Annotated in this window: 20 protein-coding genes; 1 reads left to right on the forward strand and 19 read right to left on the reverse strand. The window is 63.2% G+C overall.

Annotated elements, in window-relative coordinates; genetic code table 11:
• Positions 1-133 precede the first annotated feature (133 nt).
• The 14 genes from AC1RTB_RS07770 to AC1RTB_RS07835 form a co-directional block, all read right to left on the reverse strand.
• Positions 134-958, reverse strand: a complete 825-nt coding sequence (locus tag AC1RTB_RS07770; protein WP_492876252.1) for an HpcH/HpaI aldolase/citrate lyase family protein — start codon at positions 956-958, stop codon at positions 134-136.
• Positions 955-2172, reverse strand: coding sequence for a CaiB/BaiF CoA transferase family protein (locus AC1RTB_RS07775; RefSeq protein WP_492876253.1), 1218 nt, complete (start codon positions 2170-2172; stop codon positions 955-957). Before AC1RTB_RS07775 ends, AC1RTB_RS07770 begins: the two co-directional genes overlap by 4 nt.
• A complete protein-coding gene (locus tag AC1RTB_RS07780; RefSeq protein WP_492876255.1) occupies positions 2169-3224 on the reverse strand; it encodes an ABC transporter ATP-binding protein in 1056 nt (351 codons plus the stop codon). The genes AC1RTB_RS07775 and AC1RTB_RS07780 overlap by 4 nt, the downstream gene beginning before the upstream one ends.
• Before the next feature lie 70 nt (positions 3225-3294).
• Positions 3295-5400 (reverse strand): ADP-ribosylglycohydrolase family protein, encoded by a 2106-nt coding sequence (locus AC1RTB_RS07785; RefSeq protein WP_492943801.1) that lies wholly within the window; start codon positions 5398-5400, stop codon positions 3295-3297.
• A 20-nt stretch (positions 5401-5420) separates the two neighbouring features.
• Positions 5421-6605 carry an ADP-ribosylglycohydrolase family protein gene (locus tag AC1RTB_RS07790; RefSeq protein ID WP_492876259.1) on the reverse strand — a complete coding sequence of 395 codons (1185 nt, stop codon included), beginning with the start codon at positions 6603-6605 and terminating at the stop codon, positions 5421-5423.
• Positions 6592-7995, reverse strand: a complete 1404-nt coding sequence (locus AC1RTB_RS07795; protein WP_492876260.1) for an extracellular solute-binding protein — start codon at positions 7993-7995, stop codon at positions 6592-6594. The genes AC1RTB_RS07790 and AC1RTB_RS07795 overlap by 14 nt, the downstream gene beginning before the upstream one ends.
• A 71-nt stretch (positions 7996-8066) precedes the next feature.
• On the reverse strand, positions 8067-8963 hold the full coding sequence (locus tag AC1RTB_RS07800) for a carbohydrate ABC transporter permease (protein WP_492876262.1): 897 nt from the start codon (positions 8961-8963) through the stop codon (positions 8067-8069).
• Positions 8963-9940 (reverse strand): ABC transporter permease, encoded by a 978-nt coding sequence (locus tag AC1RTB_RS07805; protein ID WP_492876263.1) that lies wholly within the window; start codon positions 9938-9940, stop codon positions 8963-8965. Before AC1RTB_RS07805 ends, AC1RTB_RS07800 begins: the two co-directional genes overlap by 1 nt.
• 6 nt (positions 9941-9946) lie before the next feature.
• Complete coding sequence (locus tag AC1RTB_RS07810) at positions 9947-10996, reverse strand: LacI family DNA-binding transcriptional regulator (RefSeq protein ID WP_492876265.1); 1050 nt, start codon at positions 10994-10996, stop codon at positions 9947-9949.
• Positions 10997-11190: 194 nt separating this feature from the next.
• Entirely contained in the window at positions 11191-12009 is an 819-nt protein-coding gene (locus AC1RTB_RS07815) for an ABC transporter permease (RefSeq protein ID WP_492876266.1), read from the reverse strand.
• Positions 12010-12012: 3 nt separating this feature from the next.
• Complete coding sequence (locus tag AC1RTB_RS07820; RefSeq protein ID WP_492876267.1) at positions 12013-12813, reverse strand: ABC transporter ATP-binding protein; 801 nt, start codon at positions 12811-12813, stop codon at positions 12013-12015.
• Between the two features lie 80 nt (positions 12814-12893).
• Positions 12894-13952: an ABC transporter substrate-binding protein gene (locus AC1RTB_RS07825; RefSeq protein ID WP_492876269.1), complete on the reverse strand. Its 1059-nt coding sequence runs from the start codon at positions 13950-13952 to the stop codon at positions 12894-12896.
• Positions 13953-14012: 60 nt separating this feature from the next.
• The gene (locus tag AC1RTB_RS07830; protein WP_492876271.1) at positions 14013-15518 is read right to left on the reverse strand and encodes an amidohydrolase family protein; all 1506 of its coding nucleotides are present in this window, start codon (positions 15516-15518) and stop codon (positions 14013-14015) included.
• 71 nt (positions 15519-15589) lie between these two features.
• Positions 15590-16963, reverse strand: a complete 1374-nt coding sequence (locus tag AC1RTB_RS07835) for an amidohydrolase family protein (protein ID WP_492876273.1) — start codon at positions 16961-16963, stop codon at positions 15590-15592.
• A 323-nt stretch (positions 16964-17286) separates the two neighbouring features.
• Between AC1RTB_RS07835 and AC1RTB_RS07840 the strand changes: the two genes are divergently transcribed.
• The gene (locus AC1RTB_RS07840) at positions 17287-18018 is read left to right on the forward strand and encodes an AraC family transcriptional regulator (protein ID WP_492876275.1); all 732 of its coding nucleotides are present in this window, start codon (positions 17287-17289) and stop codon (positions 18016-18018) included.
• A gap of 14 nt (positions 18019-18032) precedes the next feature.
• Here the strand turns inward: AC1RTB_RS07840 and AC1RTB_RS07845 are convergent, their stop codons facing one another.
• Genes AC1RTB_RS07845 through AC1RTB_RS07865 form a run of 5 tightly spaced genes read right to left on the reverse strand, consistent with a single transcriptional unit; the run spans position 18033 to position 23389 of the window.
• Positions 18033-20129, reverse strand: a complete 2097-nt coding sequence (locus AC1RTB_RS07845; RefSeq protein WP_492876276.1) for a xanthine dehydrogenase family protein molybdopterin-binding subunit — start codon at positions 20127-20129, stop codon at positions 18033-18035.
• Positions 20126-20605 carry a (2Fe-2S)-binding protein gene (locus AC1RTB_RS07850; RefSeq protein WP_492876277.1) on the reverse strand — a complete coding sequence of 160 codons (480 nt, stop codon included), beginning with the start codon at positions 20603-20605 and terminating at the stop codon, positions 20126-20128. Before AC1RTB_RS07850 ends, AC1RTB_RS07845 begins: the two co-directional genes overlap by 4 nt.
• On the reverse strand, positions 20602-21651 hold the full coding sequence (locus AC1RTB_RS07855; RefSeq protein WP_492876279.1) for a helix-turn-helix transcriptional regulator: 1050 nt from the start codon (positions 21649-21651) through the stop codon (positions 20602-20604). Before AC1RTB_RS07855 ends, AC1RTB_RS07850 begins: the two co-directional genes overlap by 4 nt.
• Before the next feature lie 47 nt (positions 21652-21698).
• The gene (locus AC1RTB_RS07860; RefSeq protein WP_492876281.1) at positions 21699-22640 is read right to left on the reverse strand and encodes an electron transfer flavoprotein subunit alpha/FixB family protein; all 942 of its coding nucleotides are present in this window, start codon (positions 22638-22640) and stop codon (positions 21699-21701) included.
• Entirely contained in the window at positions 22640-23389 is a 750-nt protein-coding gene (locus tag AC1RTB_RS07865; protein ID WP_492876282.1) for an electron transfer flavoprotein subunit beta/FixA family protein, read from the reverse strand. The genes AC1RTB_RS07860 and AC1RTB_RS07865 overlap by 1 nt, the downstream gene beginning before the upstream one ends.
• Positions 23390-23391 lie beyond the last annotated feature (2 nt).

The raw sequence follows: 23391 nt of genomic DNA on the forward strand, positions 1-23391 counted from the left end.
TCTTTCGGCTGCGTATTACGACGAGCAGTCATTGCACATGTAGGAAGCGGATCGGCAGCGGCGAGCAAATCGAGGCTGTGTTACCAAGAATTAATCTGCGCGAATGGCACGGCGATCATACCCTGCCAAGGGCTCATGCCTTGGCCAGAATGGCCCGGGCGCGGGCAATGATCGGTGCGTCGACCATCTTGCCGTCGAAAACGAAGGCGCCGCGGCTCTCGCTCGCGGCCATTTCGGCTTCGGCAACAAGGCGCCTCGCCCAATCGAGTTCGGCTTCGGTCGGCGAAAAACCTGCGTTCAAGACAGCAACGGCGGAAGGGTGGACGCAGGTCGCGCCATCGAAACCAAAGGTTTTCGCCTCGGCGGCGGCGGCCCCGATGGCGTCGATGTCGGCATAATCGGCGATACCGCGCAGCAGGCCAAACGACAGTTTTCCGGAGGCCTTGGCGGCCATGTGCACCATCTGCTTGGGAAGGCGAAGCACCGCGGGTGTCGCTGAAGCCCCCATGGCGGTGGCGAAATCCTCGCCGCCAAGCGCCAGCCCCATCACGTTGGGGTGCGCGGCGAGCGCACGGGCGTCGAGCACCGCCCCGGGGTCCTCGACAAGGCCGATGAAGGGCATCGGATCCCTTATTGGCGCGAGATGGGCCGCAAGACGGTCAAGCTGCTCCAATGTCGCCAGCTTAGGCAACATCAGACCGCAAGCCCCTGCCCTGCAGGCGGCCGCCGCATCCTCGAACTGGAGATCGGTTTCGGAGTTGATGCGCACAAAGACGGTAGCTCCCGCCTGCCCGACATGTCGGACCGCCTCGCCCAAACCTTCGCGTGCCGCGAGCTTGCTGTTCGCCGGTACCGAATCCTCAAGGTCGAGGATGATCGCATCGGCGCCCCGCTCATATGCCTTGGCGATGAACCGCTCGGCATGGGCCGGCACATAAAGCAGGGAGCGCAGTTTCATTTTTCGGCCCCCGCGACGATTGCCGCGACAGCCTCGGGTGCAACACCGGCCTCCTCAAGCACCTCGGCGGTGTGTTCGCCCAGCCCGGGTGCTGGGCGACGAAAAGTTCCAGGCGTCGCCGACAGTCGCGGCACGATGTTGTGCATAGGCAGGGTGCCGTGGTCCTCATCGTCGAGCGAAACGATCACTTCGCGCTCGGTGAAATGTGGGTCGGTGGCAGCGTCGGCGATGCTGTAGATCGGCCCGACGGTAGCGCCGCTGTCGCGCATAACGACCAGCGCTTCGTCATGCGAGCGGGTGGCGAACCAGGCGCCGATCGCCTCGTCGACAAGTTCGCGATGCTTGAGGCGTTCGCTGTTGGTGGCAAAGCGCGGATCGGCATTCATGTCGGCCCGGCCGATGATCTCGAAGATGCGGCGCGCCACAGCCGGCGTCGAGCCGGAAAGGGCGACGTATTTGCCGTCGGCGCAGCGATAGACGTTGCGCGGGCTTGCGGTGTTCGAGGCGCTGCCGACACGCTCCTTGACCTTGCCGGTGAGCGCATGGATGCCCGCTTCGGGTCCAAGCACGGAGAAGATCGGTTCCAGCAGCGACAGGTCGACGACCTGGCCACGCGCCTTACCCTTTTGGCGGGCGAAAAGGGCTGTCATCGTCGCCGACATGCCATAGATGCCAGCGATCATGTCGGCCAGCGCCAGAGGCGGCAGAACCGGCTCGCGGTCGGGAAATCCGGTGCGATAGGCATAACCGCTCATGCCCTCGACGATGGTGCCGAAGCCGGGGAATTCGGCATAAGGCCCGGTCTGGCCAAATCCGGAAATGCGCACGACAACGAGATCGGGATTGCGCTCAAGGAGCAGGTCCGGGCCGAAGCCCATCTGCTCCAGCGTGCCGGGACGGTAGTTCTCGATCAGTACATCGGCGCCGTCGATCAGCGCCCACAGTGCGGCGCGATCGGCGGGCTCGCGCAAATTGAGGACGACCGAGCGCTTGTTGCGGCCATAGGTCTTCCAGAAGATCGACAGGCCGTCTTCTTTCCACTCGCGCAGCGGATCGCCGACCGGCGGCTCGATCTTGACGACGTCGGCGCCAAAATCGGCGAGCTGCAGCGACAGCATGTTGCCGGCGACGAGCCGCGACAGGTCGAGCACCTTGATACCCTCAAGCGGCCCCTCGGCGGTCGGGTCCCAGTGCATGTGGGAAAAGCCGGTCATCGGATACGCTCGCCTGTCTCCTTGTCGAACAAAAGCACCTTGGCGGGATCGAAGCCGAGTGTCACGCGCTGGCCCGACTGCAAAGGTGCAGCCTCGCTCAGCACCATGGAGATGTCGGTCGACACGATACGCAGCAGCACCTCCTGCGCATCGCCGGTGGGCTCGACAAGCACCACCTCGGCACCAACACCATTGTCGGCAAGGCCGATGTGTTGCGGCCGGATGCCGTAGACGATCTTGCGGCCCGGCGCGAGATTGGCGCCCGCAGGCAACGGCAAGGTGGCGCCATCGGCCAGGCGCAGTTCCGATCCGTCGACCTCGCCATGCAGCAGGTTGATCTCGGGCGAGCCGATGAAGCCGGCGACGAACAGGTTGCACGGGTTCTTGTAGAGCTCCAGCGGCGGGCCCATCTGCTCGATCTTGCCGCCATTCAGCACCACGATCTTGTCGGCCATTGTCATGGCCTCGGTCTGGTCGTGGGTGACGTAGATAGTGGTCTTGCCCAGGCGCTGATGCAACTTCTTGATCTCGCCGCGCATCTTGACGCGCAGCTTGGCATCGAGATTGGACAGCGGCTCATCGAAGAGGAAGGCGCGGGGGTCGCGTACGATGGCGCGGCCCATCGCCACGCGCTGGCGCTGGCCGCCGGAGAGTTCGCGCGGCAGGCGGTCGAGCAGCTTTTCCAACCCGAGGATTTCGGCGGCCTCCGCGACACGCTTCTGGATCTCGGCCTTGGAGACGCCGGCGAGCTTGAGCGCGAAGCTCATATTGTCGGCAACCTTCATATGCGGATAGAGCGCATAATTCTGGAACACCATGGCCAGGTCGCGCTCCTTGGCCGGCATGTCGTTGACGATCTTGCCGCCAATGGTGATCTCGCCGGAGCTGATGTCTTCGAGCCCGGCGATCATCCGCAAGAGCGTCGACTTTCCGCAGCCGGACGGTCCGACCAGGACGACGAATTCGCCCCTGCCCATGTCGAGCGAAATGTCGTCGAGCACCGGCACGCTGCCATAATTCTTGCCGACATTCCTGAGTTCGATTTCTGACATGCTTCTCCCTTTCGATACGCCCACGCAGGTCCCCGCCCCAGCCGCCAGGCCTGGAGCGGGGACCACAGTCTCAGGCCGTCTCGATGATTTCGACAGTGCCCACGCTCATGCGGGCGAGCGCGCCGAGGCGCAGGCCGGCCATGCCGTAGGTGTATTTGCCGTCTTTCGCCTCGATCAGCGTCTTGCCGTCGATGGCAAAGGACAGCGCATCGCCCGCCGCCGAAAACGCGAAGGCATAGTTCTGCCCGAACGCGCGCTTGAACGGCGCGCGCGCCAGAACCGTCGTGCCGAAATCCTCCTTGATGATCACCACATCGTCGCCATCGAAGCCGGCGGCGTAGAACTGGCTGGTGCCTTGCGCGCGCGCTGTCACCAGTTGCGATGCACCGGCGAGCGGCTGGATGTCGGCCACAACCTTGACGTCGCGGGCGTAATAGTGGCCGGCCCACATGTCGGCGTCGCTGGGCGTGTGCGCATGGATGCGGCCGTTCTGCAGGGTCCAGTGGCCGCGGTTCCAGGTGAAGCGCGAAACAGCGCCCCACTCCTGCACTTCGGTACGCGGGTCGATGACGGTGCGGCCAGCGCCCTCGACCTTGAAGTCGGCGAGATACAGGCGGCCCAGGAACTTCAAGCGGCCGAAATATTCGACCTGGATGCCGATCTCGTCGATCGCTTCCAGCCCTTCAGGCACGGTGAATTCGTAGTCCTGCCAGCCCTCGTGACTGGGCACATGCCAACCGCCGATCTCTTCGATGGCACCCGACATGGCGCGGCGCACGTATGGCACCACGCGCAGATTGCCGTCGCCGTTCCACGGATCGAGCCAGAGCTTGAACGACACCTTCTGGCCGGCATCGACCAGCGGGGTGAACATCGGGCGATAGCGCTCGTCGTCGAAATCCTCGCGGCGGTAGAACGGCTTCCAGAAGATGCGCCCGCCATGACCGCGCTCAAGCCGGTCGAGCTGGATTTCGAGCGAGCCGCGCGAACCTTCGACGTGCCTTTCGGTCGAAGCCTTGACGCTGATCTGGTTGAAGCCAGCGGTGCGGAAGGCGTGCGTCGAGCCGGGCAGGTCGAAGTCGAAGCGCACGCCGCGCCGGGTGAAATCCTCCAGCCAAAGTGCCGGCACCTCGTCGCCGCGCAGCTGCAGCGCAAGCACGGTCAGCTCACGGGCGAAGGAGGGAATATCGACGATATTGAGCGAACCGACGACGCCCGAGGCGATGACAAAGTCGTTGATCGGCTTGCGGTATTTGTCCCAGCCCGGCTGCACGCCCTGGAAGGTGCCGACGATGGCACCGGCATTGCCAGCATTGCAGTCGGTGTCCCAGCCAGCCATGGTGGCGATCTCGGCGGTGCGCGGCAGGTCGCCTTCACCGTAGAGGATCGCCATGACAGTCACACCCGCATTGGGGATGATGTGGCAGACGCCGGGATAGCGGTCATAGCCCCATTCGGCGGTCAGCATGTCGCGGCAGGCGCGCCAGTTGCCTGGATTGGCCTTGTGGAAGGCAATCACCGCATTGGCGACACGTGCATAGGTCGAGCGTGCATCGATGGTTGCAAGTGCCGCTTCGATGATCTCATTGATCGAGGTTGCCTCGAAGGCCTTGGCGATGGCAGCCGCGCAGAAGCGCGCGCCGTTCAGCCCCTCGCCGTCATGGGCGACGGATGCCGCACGCGCCGATGCGTCGGCGGCCTTTTGCGGCTCGCCCGGATGCACCCAGCCCCAGCTGTCGATGAAGATCTGGCCGCCGATCTGCTCGGCGACGCTTGCGCCGTTCTGGGCGATGGAGCCCGACTGCGGCGCGGGGATGCCAGCGCGCAGATTGCGATAGGCGGTGTGTTCGGTCGACACGCCGAAACCGCCCCACCAGTACATGCCGTGTTCTTCCGCAGCGTAGTTGACCCAGGTCTTGCCGACATGTTCGGCGGTCGCTTCGAGACCGTAGTCGCGCAGCGCGCGGATGAAATAGACCGGGCCATTGGTGTCGTCGTCGGCGGCGAAATTCTTGAAATCGCGCAGATACTGGGTGACTTCGCCATAGGTTTTCTGGATGCGCTCATAGCTCCAGATTGTGGGTTCCACCGGTGCGCCAAGCCGCACGCCGATGGCCTTGCCGATGAAGCCGGCATAGATCTTTTCGTAAATCGTCTCTTTGGTGAGCTTGGGCATCATCGGTCTTTCGTTATGGACTAGAGCGTAAGGGCGGCACGGCGCGTGGCGCGCGCGTCAGCGGCGGCCTGGTCGGCGGAGATGATCGCCTTGACCGTTTCGGTAAAGGCATCGGCCGAGGCGTTGAGGTCGAGCCGATTGGTCTTGTCGAGCAGCGCGCGGTCGGCTTCGGAGATGACGCTTTCGCCATGCATGGCGCCGAGGATCGCGCCGGCCATCACGCCGATGGAGTCGGTGTCGCGGCCTGAATTGATGCCGTCCTCGATCGACTTGCGGAAGTCGCCGTCATTGAGAAGGCAAAAGCCCAGCGCCAGCGGCAGCTCCTCGATGGCGCCCAGGCGGCTCGGCTGGTAGGCGTTGGTCAGCCTTCCGACCTTGCCGGGCGTGTGGTTGACGTCGTCGCCCATCGGCGAATAGGGCGCCATGGCCTTGTGGAATTCTGCAACGACAGTCGCGTAATCGGCCTTGGACGCCTTCAGCTTCCTTGTCACCGCGACAATGTCGGCGATGGCATTCTTGGTGCCGTCCTTGGCAAGGGTCAGCACAGTGTCGATCACGGCTTCGATCGACGTGCCGGGAATGAAGGCCGCGGCAACCGCCGCCGCGAACACGCCGGCAGCTTCGAGGCCGTAGCTTTCCTGATGGCCCGAGGCGAAAGCAATCGCCTCGTCATAGGCGGCCTTGGGATCGCAGGCGTTGACCACGCCGATCGGCGCCACATACATCGCAGCACCACAATTGACCATGTTGCCGATGCCCCCCTGGCGCGGGTCGCAGGATGCCAGCTGGTGGCGCTGGAAAATCCACTTCTCGGGATAAAACAGCCGCTCGATCAGCATCGCTTCGCGCTGCAATTCGGGCACATAGCGCGGGATCCAGGCGATCTGGCGCACCATGCCGTCGGCCATGTCCCAGGCGTCGAGATGCCTGCCGGTCTCGGCGTAGATATCCATCAGGCACAGCGTCATCATCGTGTCGTCGGTGACGATGCCGCTGCCGCGCACCCTGCCGTTGCGCGCCGTGGTATCGAGCGACATCTTGTGCCACTGCGTGTCGAGCGAGGTCACCCGCCCGTAGCGTTGAGCGATTTCGGCGGCGGAAAGCTTTTCGATCGGCGCTCCGATGGCGTCGCCTAAGGCGACGCCATGGATGAGCGCTCGGACCCTGCCCTTCAGCGAGAGCCCTTGTGCATCACTTGGCAGCATCAAGAACGGTCCTTGCGTATTCGTTGAGACGCTTGCCGCCGGCGGCTTCCCATTCGGCGACATACTGGTCCCACTGATCCATCTTGGCTTCGCCGGAGATGAACTTGTAGACCCAGGCACGGTAGACGTTTTCGGTGGCGTCGAGATCGGCGGCATAGTCGGCCGGCCAGACGAAGGCGTTGTCAGGCTTGAAGTACTTCTGGGTTGTCGTCATCCACTGCTGGGCGGCTTCGGACTGCCAGACCACAGGCGGCTTCCAGTTCGCCGCCACCATGAAGCGGGCATACCAGGTCGCGATCTTGTCGGTGACCTTATAGGTGTCGCCGTCCTTGGTGTATTCTTGGCCTTCGAAGCCCAAGCGGTCCATCATCTGGCCCTCGGGGCTCGCCATGAAGTCGAGCAGCTTCATCACCTCGGCCTTGTGCGTGGACGTGGCCGAGATCGCCAAACCGCGCGATTCCTTCGACACGTCGACAGCCGCCAGCCCCTGGCCAGCCGGGCCCTTGGGCGGCGACAGCAGCACCAGTTCGGTACCCGGATGCACCTGGCGCATCTTGCCGCCATAGATGTCGATGACTTCGCCCGACGAGCCGAAGATCACACCGACCTTGCCGGTGTAGAACTTGTCTTCCTTCACGTCGAACTTGGTGGTGATGTATTCGGGATCGAAAAGGCCCTGCTCGCGCAGCGAGGCGTAGAAGGCGATCTTGTCCTTCTCCTGGCTGGTGATACGGGCATTCACCCATTCGCCAGCCGCATTCTTCATCCACGAGCCGGTGACGCCGAACGCCTGGTTGAAGATCGAATCGAGTTCGTTGGTGTTGCCAGCGGTGGTCACGCCATAGGTGTCGGCGACGCCATTGCCGTCGAGATCGCCATCCTTGATGGCCTTGAACAACTTCACATAGTCTTCGACCGTTTCAGGCGCCTTGAGGCCGGTCTTTTCCAGCCAATCCTTGCGGATCACCGGCTGCGGCCCGCGCACGGGATAGACATAGAGAAGGTAGGGATAGTTCTTCAGGCGCTCGACATTGTGCGGCCACAGCGCGTCCTTCACATATTTGGACTCGGCGATGGCAGGGGTGAGGTCTTCGAGAACGCCCTGCTCGACCATCTTGGCGTCGCCACCCTGGAAGTAGATCAGATCAGGGATATCGCCCGAAAGCAGCATCACCGAGAGCTTGTCGGCATAACCCGACGAGGGCAGGTCGACGAGTTCGATATCGAGGTCGGTGCCCTGTGCGCGCAGCGCATCCTCGATGCGCTGGATGTGCTTGACGTCGTCCGGGTTGGACGACACGAAATCCTTGGACACGACGCGGATCTTGACCGGCTCGGCCATTGCAGGGACAGCCACGCCAAGGCTCAGCGCCAAGGCCGTCGATGTCATAAGGATCATTCTTCTGAACATTTCATCTCCTCCGTTTTGATAGGCTTTTTTTGGCAGGCACATCGTCGCCATCAGCCCTTGAGCGCGCCGCTCATGGTGCCTTTGGTGAAGAATTTCAGGATCAGCGGGTAGATCGCCAGGATCGGCACGATGGTCAGAAGGATCATGCCGGCCTTGAGCGACCTCAGATCAAGCTGGCCCGCGCCAGTGTTGTTGTTGGCATTGTCGACGCCGACGATGGCGATCTTGTCGCCGTCGATGACGAACTGGCGCAGCACCACCTGCAACGGCCATTTGCTTTGGTCGTTGAGATAGATCATCGCGTGGAAGAACTCGTTCCAGTGGAAGACGAGGTAAAACAGCGAGATCGTCGCCAGCGCCGGCTTGGCCAGCGGCAGCACCACATACCAGAACACCTGGAAGGGGTTGGCGCCGTCGAGCTCGGATGCCTCCAGGAGTTCCTTGGGGATCTCCTCGAAGAAGCGGATGAGGATGATCAGGTACCAGGCGTTGACCGCCTTGTAGAGGATCACCGACCAGTAGCTGTCGAGCAGCCCGAGCCGCTTGTTGACGAAATATTCGGGAATGATGCCGGGCTCGAACACGATGGTGACGAGCACCAGAATGAACAGCGCCTTGCGCCCCGGCAGGCCCGGCCGCGACAGGCCCCAGGCCATCAGCGCGGTGCCGACGACGCCGATCAGCGTGCTGACAAAGGTGATGAAGATCGAATTGAAGATGCCGCGCTGCACATTGGGGTGTTGCAGCAAAACGCTCCACACATCGAGTGAGAAGCCTCGGGGCAGGATTGTCAGGCCATTCATGCCCGGCACCTTGGCCGGCTCGGACAGCGACACGGCCAAAAGGTTGAGGAGCGGCTGCACAGTCACCACGACCAGCAGCAGCAGTGTCGAAACGATGATGGCGTATTCGATGCGTTCGAGCGGGGTCTTGCGCGACAAGGCCATTACCAGACTCCCTTGCCGGTCAGGCGCTTGGACACGAAATGGGCGGTAACGATCATCATCGTGCCGAGCACCGCCTTGAACAGGCCGGCTGCGGTTGCCAGCGAGTATTCGCCGGTCTGCAGGCCGATGCGGTAGACATAGGTGTCGACGATATCGATCTTGGAGCGCACCACGTCGTTGGTGAAGTTGATGACCTGGTTGAGATCGGCGTTGAGGAACATGCCGGCGTTGAGGATGAACAGCGTGGCGATTGTCGGCACGATGCCGGGCAGCGTCACGTGCCAGATCTTTTGCCAGCGATTGGCGCCGTCGATTTCAGCGGCGTCATAAAGCTGCTGGTCGATGGCGATGATGGCGGCGAGATAAAGCAGGCTGTCCCAGCCGGCGGAGCGCCAGATCTCGGTGAACACCAGCACCCAGCGAATGGCGCCGGTATCGGTCATGAACGAGCGCGGCGCGATGCCGGCCATGCCCATCAGATTGTTGACCGCACCGTCGGTGGGCGACAGTGCGGCGATGAAAACACCTGCAATGACCACCCAGGACAGGAAGTGCGGCAGATAGATCGCCGACTGGATGAACTTGCGCAGCCGTCCGCCGCGCACCTCGTTGATCAGCAGCGCCACCAGGATCGGCACCGGCAGGAAGAAGGCCATCTTCATCGCCGAGATGATCAAGGTGTTGGCAAGCACCTGCCAGAACACCGGCGAGGCAAACAGCACGTAGAAATGCTTGAGCCCGACCCAGATGTTGGGCGGAACGATCCTGACCTGCTCGAAGGCGATCCTGGCTTCCCAGATCGGCAGGTAATGCAGCACCAGGAAGAAAATCAGACCCGGCGCCATCATGACGTAGAACGGCCACCAGCGGCGCCAGCCATTGGCAAAGGCTGTCGCCCGTTTCGGCCGGCCGCGTACGGCAGAATTGGGAACGTTCCCAATCCGATCCACACTCAGCGCCTGGTCATGATCGGTCATCGTCTGCTACCTCCCGTCCCCGACCGCGCGCCTGGGCTGGTTCGCCGACAGGTCGGCAAGCGACCCCCGCTCGATCAGCCGGCACGGCAGGAACACCCGGCCGTGCTCCGAACGGCCGGCAATTTCATCGAGCAGGCTATCGAGAGCGCGCACGCCCATCTCGCGGCCCGGCTTGGCGACGGTCGTCAGCCCAGGCCACGAGAATGCACCCGCCGGCACGCCGTCGAAGCCAAGGATCGAAACATCTTCGGGGCAGCGCAATCCGGCTTCCCGTACCGCCACCATGGCCCCCAGCGCCATCAGGTCGTTGGCGGCGAACACCGCGAAATGGCCAACCCGGTCACGCGCAAGCAGCCGCTTCATGGCTATGCGCCCGCCTTCGACCGTGTATTCCCCGTCCTCCATCGGCAGCGCCGCCGGGTCGATGTCGCGCTCGACGCAGTGTTCGTGGAAGGTGCGCAGGAACCGCGCCCGGGCGATACGCGACTTCGGGCCGAGGATCAGCGCCGGCGCATGATGGCCCTTGGACACCAGGTGATCCATGCCCAACCGCACGGCTTGGGCGATGTCGGAGCCGACGCTCGAGGTCGCGGGGAAGCGCTCGGCGCTTGAGCCGATCAAGACAAAAGGCAGGCCAAAACGGTCGAGGTCGTCGAAATTATCGGCGACCGGATTGATGATCGCACCATCGACGCGCGCCTGGCGCAAGGCGCGCAGATGGCTGGCCTCGCGCTCGTGGTTCCAGTCGGAGGAAAAGACCAGAAGCGACGCGCCATTCTCGGCGGCGCGGTCCTGCGCGCCACGCGCAACCTCGGCCCAGAACGGGTTGGTGATGTCAGGGATGACGAGACCGAGCAGCCCGGTACGTCCCGAGCGCATGCCGACCGCAAGATCATTGCGCTCGTAGCCGACAGCTTTTGCAGCTTGCAGGACCCGTTCGCGCGCTTCGTCGGTCACATTGGAGGCACCGGAAAGCGCTCGACCGGCGGTGCTCTTGGACACCCCCGCCTTCTCCGCGACGTCAATGATCGTCGGACGCCTCCGCTGCACCTGCACGCTCCTCCTCAGCGATTTCTCGTGGGAACGTTACCATGGGGCTGACGGATCGGCAAGCTCACCTTTTGAAAATGGCGACACATGTTGATGTCGCGCGCCAGATGGACAAGAGCGTCGCCCACGGCGGCGCCCTTGTCGTTCAATTGCAGCAGCTTAACCGCTTGTGTCCCGGGCGTCGGCTCGCTTGTCGAACGCTAAGCGCGCCAGCGCCCTATCACCCGGTCGATCCGCTCCTGGCCCTTGGTCAACAGACCGCCGAGAACGGCCAGCAGCAACAGGATGGCGAAGACCTGGCCGGTTTCGAGGATCTGCCCGGACAGTTGCAGTCGGGCACCGAGGCCATATTTGGCGGTCAGCATCTCGGCCGCCACGACCATGATGATGGCAATGCCAAGCGCCAGCTTGAGGCCGCTGAAGATGCTTGGCACGGCGGCCGGAAAGACCACCTTCCACTTGATCTGCCGCTCGCTGGCGCCGAGGTCGCGGGCAGCGAGGATGAGCCCCTGGTCGCATTGTCGGACACCGAGGATGGTGTTGATCACCACGGGGAAGAAGCAGCCAAGTGCTGCGAGCACGATCTGGAAAAGGTTGCCCGATCCAAACCAGATGATCAGCAGCGGCACCAGAGAGATCTTCGGAATCGGGTATATCACCGCGATGAAGATGTCGCAGATGGCGTAGAGCTTGCGCGAGGTTCCCATGAGGATACCGAGCACAATGCCGACGACCGCCGCCAGCAAGAAGCCGGCGAAGATGCGGTAAAGCGTAATCGCGAGATCCTGAAGGATGCCACCTTCGGTGAAGAGCAGATAAAGGTTCTGCGCGATCACAGTCGGGCGCGGCAGATAGAGCTCCGGAATGTCCGACAAGCGGAGCCCGACCTCCCAGACGATGAGGAACACGGTCATGGCGATCGGCCCGTAGAAGGGGACATAATCGCGCTTGGGCGTACGCTTGATCATAACCGGCGCGATGCCGCTGGCGGATTGGGCGATGTTTTCGTTCGTCGACATGGTTTATCCCATCATTGACTTGACGACTTCGTCGCGCAGCACGTCGTAAATGTCCGTGAACAGCGCGCTGAAGCGAGGATCTTTCTGCACCTCGATGGCGCGCGGTCGCGGCAGCGGGATGTCGCGTGTGGCGGCCACACGTCCGGGTCGTGCGGTCATGACGATCACATGATCCGAAAGAAAGACCGCTTCCTCGATCGAGTGGGTGACCAGTATGACGGTCTTGCCAGCCTGCTCGACAAGACCGGCGAGTTGCTCTTGCATGTAGACCCGCGTCTGGGCATCGAGAGCGCCAAATGGCTCGTCCAGCAGCAGGATGTCGGGAGACATGACAAGCCCGCGCGCCAGGCCGACGCGCTGGCGCATGCCACCGGAAAGCTGGCCTGGAAAGTGGCTCTCGAAGCCGCCCAGTTCGACGGCCTTGATAGCCTGCTGGGCCTTGGCATAACGTTCTTCCTTCGACACGCTTGCCAGTTCGAGACCAAAAGCGACGTTGTCCAGTACTGTACGCCACGGCAGCAGGTTGAAGGACTGCCAGACGGTCGCCATCTTCGCCGGGCCGCCCTCAACAATCGCACCGCTGCCATTGGCGTAGCGAAAGCGGATCGCACCTTGGGTGGGCTCGATCAGGCCGCGCAGGATCAGCAACAATGTGGACTTGCCGCAACCACTGGGGCCGACGATGGCGGTGACTTTCCCCGCCGGGAATGTGCAGCTCACATTGTCTATGGCGAGCGTCGGCGGCCGGTTCTTGCTTGTCCATTGATGGCTGATCTGATCGGCCAGGACTTCATGTAATTGCATGCGGTATTGCCTTTTGCATCAAGAGCAATGCCGGGCCGGGTGAGCGGCCACGGCAGCGCGAAATATCGGACCGGAAGGCCCTAGATGAACGGATTGGCGTCGCTCAGGCGCTGCGCCGCTTCCTTGACGATGTCGGTGTTGATGATCTCGCTGGCGTCGAGCATGCGCGGCACAAGCCCCGCTTCCGTCCAGAACTTCGCCTGTTCCAGGACCGACGCTTCATTCGGCAATCCGTCGAGGGCATAGCCGGTCCATCTCGGACGGGCGGTCTCGATCACCTCGGCCGGGAGCCGGGTGGCCTCTGCGATGATCTTGACGATTTCCGGATTGCCGTTGGTCGCGGCATCGACGAATTCGCGCACCGACTGCAGATGCACCATCGCGTAGCGCACGGCGACGGAACGCTGCTCCGTCAGGAACGTTTCCTTCGCTGCCCACGCCGCAAGCTGGACGTCCGGCATGATGTCGTCGCTCCAGGTCGCGATCTTGGCAGCACCTTTTGCCTGGACGGCATGGGTCAGCGGGATCGGAATGTTGGCGATGCCGATCTGGTTGGCCGCAAGCAGCGTCGGCGCGGACTTGGTGTCGACACCCCACTGCCATTCGCAGTCTTCAGGTGTCAGCCCGGCACGTGCCAGCGCCTTGGTATGAAGCAGCTGCGAGATCGAGCCGCGCACGCTGATGCCGATCTTCTTGCCCTTCATCAATTTGTAGCCGGAGATGTCGGTGAACCCCTGCTCATAGAGTTCGTTGTTCACCATCATCGCCTGCGAGCCCATGCCCACGCTTTCGCGACCACGGTCGGTGAACAGTCGGAACTGCGCGCCCTTGGCGATCGTGTTGAACAGGCCCGCATTGCAGGTCGAAACGATGACGTCGAGCGCGCCACCGACAAGCGAAGGGATAGCCAGCCCGCCATCCTGGAAAAGCTCGGATTCCACTTCGAGATTGAGCTTCTGGAAGTAACCCTTGGCCTGGGCGACCATGAACGGCCCAGACGAGATGTAAGGCACGATGCCGACCTTGAGTTTGGCCGGCGCGGTAAACGAGTCCTGTGCCCGCACCCATGGCATCGGCAGTGCCATCGCGGTCGCGGCAGCCGCCATGCCGACAAAGCTTCGCCTCGAAATCCTGTTCATTCACTTCCTCCCATTTTTTCTTGTTGAACGCCCGTCAGCTGATGTGGCGATAGCCTGCCCTCAGGTGAGGGTGATCGTGTCGGCCTGCCGGTCGATGCGCTGCTGAGCCTCCGAAACCTGTTTCTTCAGGCTTGCCCAGTCGATGCCGATCATCTGGCCGAAGCGCTTCCTGGCGGTGCCGCGCACCCAGACGCTGTCGATATCGGGAAGGCTCGCGAAGTTGACGACCCGGTCGGCAAGCGTGCCGGCGCTGGCAAAGCCCATGCGGTCGGTTCTCAGCAGCACCAGATCGGCGAATTTGCCCACCGCGATGCTTCCCGTGACATCGCCCATGCGCAGCGCCTTGGCGCCCCAGCGGGTCGCGAAATCCAGCACGTCCGTTGACTCGTAGTCATTGGCGATCTTGGCATATTCTTCCGACCGGTAGAGGCTCCAGAAGCCGGCCCGCACATGCTCGAAATAGTCCTGCGTCAGGCCGGTTCCGATATCGAGGCCGATGCCGGCTGGAACCCCCATCTGGCGCGCCTTGCCGTGGATGGAGGCGGCGATATAGGGGAATTCGCCCATCGTCGTTGCGCAGAGCATGCCGCCGGTGTCGCGAAGCATGATCAGCTCCTCGTCGGTCATTTCAACGCCATGCGCGACATGGAAATCGGGACCGAGCAAGCCGGCCGCATGAAGATCGGCGACAGTCCGGAAGACGCCCGCCGGCGGCATCGGGTTGGGCTTGTGGATGTGGCAACCGACAATGAACGGATCGAACGTGCGGGCGCGCTCGAACTCGGTCTTCATGTCTTCCATCTTGCGGCGGCCGGTGCCTTCGCTGATGGTGATGCCGAACTGCGCCGGCGCATCGATGCCCGAAGCAAACTTCTGGCGCAGCAGCCCCGCGGTCACGTAGTTCGATTCCTGCGGCGCGCCCTGGCGCTCGGCGCTGGCCTGCGCCTCCGGAAGCGTGTCGCCCGGCCCATAGGTCGTATTGTGCGAAGCCTGGTAGCAGAAAACGCCGCCGACGCCTGAATCGAGGAAACCCTGGGCACCGGCGAGCGCTTTTTCCTGGGTGTGATGCGCGTGCGCGTAGTCGAGCACGTTCGTCACCCCTGAATCGATCGCCTGGAGACCGCCGACATAGCCGGACAGATGGAAATCTTCCGGCGTCATGCACACCATGGTGCGCATTTTCCAGGGCTGATACCGAGAGTATTTCTTGGCGTCGGTTTTCACCAGCCTGCCTGCGTGCAGGCCAAGCCAGAGATGCCTGTGCCCGTCATTCATGCCAGGCATCAGGATCATGCCCGCTGCATCGATCACTTCGGCATCGGTTGCGGCGAGCCTCTTGCCGATTTCGGCGATCTTGCCATCGACGACCAGCACATCGGCGCCCTTCATCTCGCCGAGCTTCTCGTCCATCGACAAGATGTCCGCGCCGCGGATCAAGGTCGCGCGGGGCGAGCCCTTGGCTGTTGCAGCCACCGTCTGCTGGGCGGTGGCCCGTGAGCTGACGAGAGTTGCAGCTGCGCCCGCAACGCCCAGCCGGAGAAAATCCTTACGGGTGATTTTCGTCATCTGATGCTTTTGCCTTTCATCTGAGATGTCCGCGGAAAAGCTCCGCGCGGTGTTTGGCCTTGTCTTCTTCGCTAGTAGAGCGGCAGCTGGACCCCGGCATCGCGCATGACGCGCGCAACCGACTGCGCAAGCGCGCCCTTGCGCTGCCGCAGGGTTTCTCCCGAAAACAGAAGCTTGCCGTGCCGTTTCACCGGCTGGCCGGCGATGAACACCGAATCGACATTGGCCCCGCTGGCGTAGCCGACCACTGTCACCGCAGGGTCGTAGACGGGGTAAACATCGAGATCGTCCATCGAGACAAAGGTCAGGTCGGCCTGTTTGCCCGGAGTAAGCGAACCGATCCGGTCATCGAGCCGCATCGCCTTGGCGCCGCCCATCGTTGCCCATTTGAGCACCTCGCGCGCCTTGACCGGCATTTGCGGCGTCTGCGCTGCCCCTGCCTGTTTGGCGGCGACCAGCGCAAAGTTCCGGGCATGCATCCAGGCGGCGCGCATCTCGTTGAACATGTCGCCAGAGCACAGCGGCTCCGTGTCGATGCCCAGCGACGGCAAGGCGCCACGGCCGCGTATGCGCACCGTCAGCGGCGGCTCGGCCTTGGCCTGCAATTCCAGCATCACCGTCGGTGTGACGGTCACGCCATGATCGAGGATGAAGTTCAGATCGTCGTCCGACAGCGCGTTGCCATGGCAGATATTATGGTCAGGCCCAAGCAGGCCGCGTTCCGCCAGCAGCGGCCAACCATTCTCCTGGACGCGCTGGCCGCTCGGATAAGACACATGGCAGGTCGATAGCAGCCCGAATTCGCGTGCCAGCGCATAGTCCGCCTGGCAGACCTCGGCGGTCGATATCTCAGGCCCCAGAATGGCCAGGGCGAGCGTGACCCGTCGATCGTCGGCGCTGAACCGCCCCCGGCGCAACGCTTCCACCCGGTCACGGGGGTGGGCTACCTCGGAGTGATGCGGTTCGCCGGGTTTTGCCGGCGGCTTGGCGGTGCCATGGCCAAACACCGCGCGAATGCCACTCTCCTCCAGCGCATCGGCAGCACGTTCCGCCATCTCGAGATCGCGCAAGATGTGACACCAGTCGAAGATGGTCGTGACGCCATTGTCGATCTGGTTGAGCGCGCCGACGAGATTTCCGAGATAGGTGTCTTCCGCCGAATAGAACGTCGCCATATTGCCATGGACGTGACGGTGATAGGCACCCGAAGGCCACTCGGCGCCGATGCCGCGCAGGCCTGTCTGCCAGGTATGGATATGGGCGTTGACCAGGCCCGGCATGACGATCATGTCGCGCGCGTCGATCACTTCGTCGGCTTCGGCATCAAGCGTTTGGCCTACGGCTGCAATCTTGTCTCCGACCATCAGAAGTTCGCCATTGCGAATATCCTGGATGCCGTCATCCATCGTGAGCAGCCAGCCGCTTTTGATAAGGGTGCGTTTCATCATGCTTTCCGTGTTGTGATCTTGGGATCGGCGCGCCGATCGGTGGCGGCCGGGCCATGGCGGCCCGCGCCTTGCTTATGCTTGACCCGTCAGACGGCGTCGCGCCGCCCTGCGAGCAGGAACGTCATCTATCGCCCCGCCCCGCAAACTTGCCTCCCTCTCGACAAGCAGTGCTTTTCGCGTGTCAGCGAATGTATGTGCAATCGTTTGCTCTGTCGTGGAACAGTAAGGATTGCCCGGCGAAGGTCGAGCACTTAGGGTGTCGCCAGGAGGACAATCAGTTGTGAGTTTCGGCCAATGCGATGAGGGAGGAGACCGCTCGCATGCAGACACCTGTTTTTTCGTTTTCGCCCGTCGTCTACAGCTATCCGCGTGGCTACGTCATTGGCCCGCATACCCACCCTTTTCCGCAGCTTCTCTACGCATCGTCGGGGGTCATCTCGGCCGAAACACCGCACGGGACATGGATAGTTCCCCCGCAACGCGCCGTTTGGCTGCCGACCGAGTGCAAGCATCAGGTGCGCATGCTCACCGACGTCGAAGTCACGTCGATGTATCTGAAGCAGATCGGGGAAATGGATGGTGTCGAATGCGGCATACTCGAAGTCAGCCCGTTGCTGCGCGAGCTGCTGTTGTCGGCCCTCACGATCGACTCCGACGCTGCCCTGACCAACAGGGACAGTCTCATCCTGCAATTGCTGCAGGATGAGCTGCGGCAGGCAAGGCGAGGCATCTCGCCGATACCCATGCCGCGGGATCCGCGGCTGGCGGAGCTGTGCGGCAAGATCCTGCAGGACCCATCGCTGGACCACCCCCTGGCGCAACTGGCCCTGGAGGTTGGCGCCAGTGCGCGAACGATCGCCAGGCTGTTCGACAGCGAACTGGGCATGTCCTACCGGAAGTGGCGCGAGCTGGCTCAGGTGGCCTACGCTCTGGCACAATTGGCCGAAGGCAAGCCAGCCAAGGTCGTGGCCTCGGATCTCGGGTACACGGCAAGTGCGTTTTCAGTGATGATGCGGCGGACGGCACTGAAGGCGCCTCCACTCCGGCACTGACATCTCGCGGATGATCAGCCGCCCATCAGCGTCTCGACCAACCGCTCCCGCGTCAGCGGCAGGTCGCGCATGCGCATGCCGAGCGCCCGGGAGGCAGCGTTTCCGATTGCCGCTGCGACCGGTCCCTGCGCGGCCTCGCCGGCACCCAGCGGCGAGCGCGTCGGGTCGACGATGAAGCGCGTCTCGATCTCGGGGATCTCCGAAAACTTCAAGATGGGATAGCTGCTCCAGTCGAAAGCCGGCACGCGGTCGTTTTCGACCTTGACCTCTTCCTTCAAGGTCCAGCTCGCGGCCTGGATGGCACCACCCTCGATCTGGCTTCGGGCCCCTTCCGGATTGATCAGCAAACCGGCATCGACGCAGAGCCACAGCCGCTCCAGCCTGACCTCCTCGTCCACCGCAACCTCGGCGACGGCAGCCAGCCAGGCGCCCTTGTTCTTGTAACGCGCGGCGGCAATGCCCAGCGCGCGCCCTTCGCCCGCGACATGGCCGCCGGGCCAACCGCTCATCTCCGCAGCCCCCAAAAGGACAGCGCGGCAGCGGTCGTCGCCCAGATGACGAAGCCTGAAATCCAGCGGGTCAACGCCTGCCATCTCGGCCAGCTCGTCCATCGCCGATTCGATGGCGAAGACGTTGAGGTGGGCGCCAAGCGAACGCAAGGACGAGGTCCTGATACGGCTTCGCGTGTCCAGTTCGACGCCGACCTCCTGGTTTGGAAAATCGTAGATAGCCACCGAATTGCGCGCCGCACCGCCGCCCGCGGCATCTGGCAGGTCTTCGACCTTCTTTGGCAGGCGGGTGCTGTCCAGCGCCTCGGCCGAGGTCAGGTTCACATGGCCGCCGAAGCCTGGGCGCTGGGCATGCGCTTCGCTCACCACCGACAGTTTCCAAGAGGCCACCTGACCGGCAACATCGAGTTCGGCTTCAACCGTCGCCGACATGGCAGCCCCCAACGGGCCGCGGGCGAGTTCGTCTTCCCGCGACCACAACACCCGTACCGGCTGGCCCGCCAGTTCCATCGCAACGATGGCCGCGTCCAGTGCTGCGTCGTCGGCGCCGTTGTGGCCGTAGCAGCCGGAGCCATGGGCATGGACAACCCTGACCAGCGAGGGGTCGAGCCCCAGGCATTTGGCGATCTGGCCACGAAGCGGAAATATGCCCTGCGAATGGGTCCATACGGTCAGCCGGCCGGCCTCATAGTGCGCCAGCGCGCAGGACGGCCCGATCGACGCATGCGCGACATGCGCTCGCGAATAGCGCGCCGCGATGTTCGCGGACCGGACACCTGGAACAGTGGAGCCAAGGACTGTGCGTTTCTCCCCGGGTGCCGCGGCAGGCTGCCAGAGATTAGGCACCTCTTCCCATTGGGCGAAGTTCTCAGCCTCGGCATGCGCACGATGCACGACATGTTCGTCGGTTCCGACAAGGGCAAGGAAATTTTCCTTCCGCAATACGCTCACATTGGGATAGCGGCGTTGCAGCCATGCCTCGTCGAGCTGGGCCAGGCGCGCAAGCCGGAAGGGTTGTCTCACGACACGGACATGCAGCATGCCTGGTAGCGACAGGTCGTGAATGAACCCGCCATCGCTGCGTTTTTTCGCCATGTCTGCGCGCGGCTTGCTGGCGCCGACTACGGAATAATCACCGACGGGCTTTACCGGGACATCGCCAGTGACATGCTGGTTCCAGTCGATCTCGGATGCGAGCGACCAGAAATCCAGCCCGGTCGACGCCTCGTCGCGCAGAATTCTCCCGTCCAGGCAAGACAGCGTGTCGACACCGGTCCCGAGCCGAGCCGCCGCCGCCTGGATGAGGGCAGCGCGCGCCTGTGCCGAAGCCAGGCGGATCGATGCGCCGGACACTTCGACCGACTGGCTGCCGGCGGTAAGGCCTTCGTCCGGCGAACGGTCGGTGTCAGCCGCCAAGAGGGCAATCCGCTCGGGACCGACCGCCAATTCTTCGGCGGCGATCTGCGCCAATGCCGTCAGGATGCCTTGGCCAAGTTCGACCTTGCCCGAGCAGACAGTGACAAGACCGGGTCGATCAAGGGATATCCAGCACCCAAGTTCGGGATTGTCCTGAATGCTCTTGGGCAGCGCATTGCCGATCATCGCACGGCCTCCTCGAGGCGAGCTGCAGCACTCTCGACGGCGCGTAGAATGCCGCCATGCGCGCCACAGCGACACAGATGCCGGTCGAGTGCCGCGACAATCGCCTCGCGGCTTGGGCGACGCTCCGCCTTGAGCAGCGTGTAGGCGCTCATCAGGATGCCTGAGATGCAATAGCCACACTGTCCGGCTTGCTCGCGCTCGAACGCGTCGAGCAGGGCCACCCCGACGGGATCGCCAGCGAGGGCCTCGGCAGTCGTCACCGTGGCGCCGGCCAGCGCCGCGATGGGCAGCGTGCAGGAATAGCGGGCCTGCCCGTCGATGCTGACGACGCACGCCCCGCACTGCTCCAGGCCGCAGCCGAAATGCGTCGCCTTGAGATCGAGCCGGTTTCTAAGCGCAAACAAAAGAGGCTCGTCGCCGACATTCTCCAGGCTGACCTCCAAGCCGTTGAGCTGGAACGAGACGGATGCGCTCATGGTTTTTGCCCTACGGGGGCTTCAAGCGAAGGCGGAGACGAACGCTTCGCCGTGCCTATGCGCAAGGGGCCCGCATCGGCCTCCACTGCCCCGGCAATGGTTTCCTTGGCCCGTTTCGATCGATAGGCGCTCGGTGTCATGCCGACCGAATTCTTGAAGGCGCGGAGGAAATATTTCTCGTCGTTGTAGCCGACGGAATAGGCGACCTGGCCGATGGTGTCGTCAGTCAGCACCAGGCGCTCGCGGGCATCTTCAATGCGCATCTCGCGGATCAGCGCGTTGAAGCTGGTGCCCGTGTACTGGCGGATCAAGGCGCAAAGCCGGCTCTTGGAGAGGCGCGCGGCGTCCGCCGCTTCGCTGAGGCTCGGGCCGCGCGTGTAGTTTTCGCCGATGAACTCGGCGATGCGGCGCATGTGGCCGCTGTCGCGTCCCATCACCGGCAGCTTTGTTGATAACTCGGCGAATTCGGCTTCGTAATCCTGGCACAGCGTGGCAAGCACGAGCGCCAGCTCGGCGCGCACGATCTCTGTCGCGCATGTACGCTCGGAGCCATGCTGGCCGATCATCGATGCGATCGCGCGCTCCATCCGCTCAGCCTGCGACTTTACGAGTTCGAAGGCGACGTGGTTCTGCCAGGCAAACGGCGTCAGTTCCGGCGCCAGCCGAACCAGCTCCGTCACCGGGTAGGAACGGGTGATGCTGGGACGCAGAAAATCGAGGTCGAAATAGATGACGACGCAGCGCGTCGCGTGATCGAACCTGATCTGGTGCGGTACCATCGGCGCGATGAAATAGATCGAGCCTGGTTTGGGCTTGTGCGATGTCAGCCCGACACGAATGGCCGGGGCATCGGACTGGAAATACAGGATCTGGAAATAGTCGTGCTTGTGGGCCGGGTAGAGTTTCTGGGTGTTTTCGACGCGCCTGATGTGAAAACGCGGGCTGTCGGACCGGTCGAGCGCATAGGAGCGGAACGGCGTTTCCGGTGCACCGTCCTCGGCCCCGCGCCTGAAACGCCGGGGCATTTCAATCGTAGCCTTGGCCATGTCGTCTCCTCTCATGCACCAGTTCCGGGCGGCCCGACATCTTTCACTCAGGGCCTTTCCGACACAACCGCGCGAAACTCCGGAACCGCCTCGAACAGGTCGGCCACCAGGCCATAATCGGCGACCTGGAAGATCGGCGCTTCGGGATCCTTGTTGATGGCGACGATCACCTTGGAATCCTTCATGCCGGCCAGATGCTGGATCGCGCCAGAAATGCCGCAGGCGATGTAGAGATCGGGGGCTACGATCTTGCCGGTCTGCCCGACCTGGAGGTCGTTCGAAACATAGCCGGCGTCGACAGCCGCGCGGCTCGCCCCGATCGCCGCACCGAGTGCGTCGGCGAGCGGCGCGATCACGGTCTCGAAATTGTCGGACGAGCCCAACGCCCTGCCGCCGGAGACCACGATGCGGGCGCCTGCGAGTTCGGGACGCTCCGAGGCGGACAATTCGTTGCGCACAAAGGCTGAGAGGCCGAGTGCTGCCGGGATGGCGACGGCTTCGACCGGTGCCGCATTCGCTGCCCCAACAGCGGGAAAGGACGAGATGCGGACCGTCAGCACCTTTTTCGCATCGGTAGAGCGAACTGTCTGGATGACGTTGCCGGCATAGACCGGGCGCTGGAAAAGGTCGGGGCCGTCCACGGCGATGACGTCGGAGATCTGCATCACGTCAAGGCGTGCCGCGAGCCGCGGCATGATGTTCTTGCCCGATGTCGTCGAGGGGGCGAGGAATGCATCGTAGCCGCCGGCAAGGCTGACGATCAGCGCTGCGACCGGCTCGGCAAGCCGGTTCGACAGGCTGGTATCGTCGGCGAGGAGGACCTTTGTCACGCCGTCCAGCCGCGTGGCGGCGTCGGCAGCGGCACGGCAACCGGCTCCCGCGACCAGCACATGGACGTCGCCGCCCATGCGCGTTGCGGCCGAGACCGCCTTGGCCGTGGCCTCGTCGAGTTGCGTGTCCTGATGTTCCGCCAGAACGAGAATAGCCATCACAGAACTCCTGCTTCGGTGCGCAGCCGCTCGACAAGTTCGGCGACCGAACCGACCTTGATGCCTGCCTTGCGGCTTGCCGGCTCGTGCACCTTGACGACGATCAGACGGGGCTCGACAGCGACGCCGTAGTCGGCGGGTGTCTTTTCATCGATCGGCTTTTTCTTCGCTTTCATGATGTTCGGCAGCGAGGCGTAGCGCGGCTCATTGAGCCTGAGGTCTGCCGTGACCAGCGCCGGCAAGGCAAGCCTGAGCGTCTGCAAGCCGCCATCGACTTCGCGGGTGACCTCGATCGCGGCACCGGCGACGGCAATCCTGGAAGCAAATGTCGCCTGCCCCCAATCCAGCAGCGCTGCCAGCATCTGGCCGGTCTGGTTGCTGTCGTCGTCGATCGCCTGCTTGCCGGTGATGATCAGGTCCGGCTTTTCCGCCTCGGCCACCGCCTTCAATATCTTGGCGACGGCAAGCGGCTCGACGGCCGCGTCCGTTCGCACGAGCAGGCCACGATCGGCGCCCATCGCAAGGGCGGTGCGCAATGTCTCCGCCGATTTTTCGGAACCGATCGACACCACGACGATTTCGGACGCGTGGCCGGCTTCCTTGAGGCGAACCGCCTCTTCGACGGCGATCTCGTCAAAGGGGTTCATCGTCATCTTGACGTTGGCCAGATCGACGCCCGAACCATCGGCCAGTGCACGCACCTTGACGTTGGGATCGGCGACGCGTTTTACGGCGACCAGGATCTTCATCT

The sequence above is a fragment of the Aminobacter sp. GW821-FHT11F06 genome, from assembly GCF_058808215.1.

What these genes read in the sequence shown, in the direction of transcription:
- AC1RTB_RS07860 (WP_492876281.1), bottom strand. Translation starts at nt 22,640, where the DNA reads ATGGCTATTCTCGTTCTGGCGGAACATCAGGACACGCAACTCGACGAG.
- AC1RTB_RS07780 (WP_492876255.1), bottom strand. Translation starts at nt 3,224, where the DNA reads ATGTCAGAAATCGAACTCAGGAATGTCGGCAAGAATTATGGCAGCGTG.
- AC1RTB_RS07820 (WP_492876267.1), bottom strand. Translation starts at nt 12,813, where the DNA reads ATGCAATTACATGAAGTCCTGGCCGATCAGATCAGCCATCAATGGACA.
- AC1RTB_RS07845 (WP_492876276.1), bottom strand. Translation starts at nt 20,129, where the DNA reads ATGATCGGCAATGCGCTGCCCAAGAGCATTCAGGACAATCCCGAACTT.
- AC1RTB_RS07795 (WP_492876260.1), bottom strand. Translation starts at nt 7,995, where the DNA reads ATGACATCGACGGCCTTGGCGCTGAGCCTTGGCGTGGCTGTCCCTGCA.
- AC1RTB_RS07805 (WP_492876263.1), bottom strand. Translation starts at nt 9,940, where the DNA reads ATGACCGATCATGACCAGGCGCTGAGTGTGGATCGGATTGGGAACGTT.
- AC1RTB_RS07825 (WP_492876269.1), bottom strand. Translation starts at nt 13,952, where the DNA reads ATGAACAGGATTTCGAGGCGAAGCTTTGTCGGCATGGCGGCTGCCGCG.
- AC1RTB_RS07850 (WP_492876277.1), bottom strand. Translation starts at nt 20,605, where the DNA reads ATGAGCGCATCCGTCTCGTTCCAGCTCAACGGCTTGGAGGTCAGCCTG.
- AC1RTB_RS07815 (WP_492876266.1), bottom strand. Translation starts at nt 12,009, where the DNA reads ATGTCGACGAACGAAAACATCGCCCAATCCGCCAGCGGCATCGCGCCG.
- AC1RTB_RS07855 (WP_492876279.1), bottom strand. Translation starts at nt 21,651, where the DNA reads ATGGCCAAGGCTACGATTGAAATGCCCCGGCGTTTCAGGCGCGGGGCC.
- AC1RTB_RS07790 (WP_492876259.1), bottom strand. Translation starts at nt 6,605, where the DNA reads ATGCTGCCAAGTGATGCACAAGGGCTCTCGCTGAAGGGCAGGGTCCGA.
- AC1RTB_RS07775 (WP_492876253.1), bottom strand. Translation starts at nt 2,172, where the DNA reads ATGACCGGCTTTTCCCACATGCACTGGGACCCGACCGCCGAGGGGCCG.
- AC1RTB_RS07830 (WP_492876271.1), bottom strand. Translation starts at nt 15,518, where the DNA reads ATGACGAAAATCACCCGTAAGGATTTTCTCCGGCTGGGCGTTGCGGGC.
- AC1RTB_RS07770 (WP_492876252.1), bottom strand. Translation starts at nt 958, where the DNA reads ATGAAACTGCGCTCCCTGCTTTATGTGCCGGCCCATGCCGAGCGGTTC.
- AC1RTB_RS07800 (WP_492876262.1), bottom strand. Translation starts at nt 8,963, where the DNA reads ATGGCCTTGTCGCGCAAGACCCCGCTCGAACGCATCGAATACGCCATC.
- AC1RTB_RS07865 (WP_492876282.1), bottom strand. Translation starts at nt 23,389, where the DNA reads ATGAAGATCCTGGTCGCCGTAAAACGCGTCGCCGATCCCAACGTCAAG.
- AC1RTB_RS07835 (WP_492876273.1), bottom strand. Translation starts at nt 16,963, where the DNA reads ATGAAACGCACCCTTATCAAAAGCGGCTGGCTGCTCACGATGGATGAC.
- AC1RTB_RS07840 (WP_492876275.1), top strand. Translation starts at nt 17,287, where the DNA reads ATGCAGACACCTGTTTTTTCGTTTTCGCCCGTCGTCTACAGCTATCCG.
- AC1RTB_RS07785 (WP_492943801.1), bottom strand. Translation starts at nt 5,400, where the DNA reads ATGCCCAAGCTCACCAAAGAGACGATTTACGAAAAGATCTATGCCGGC.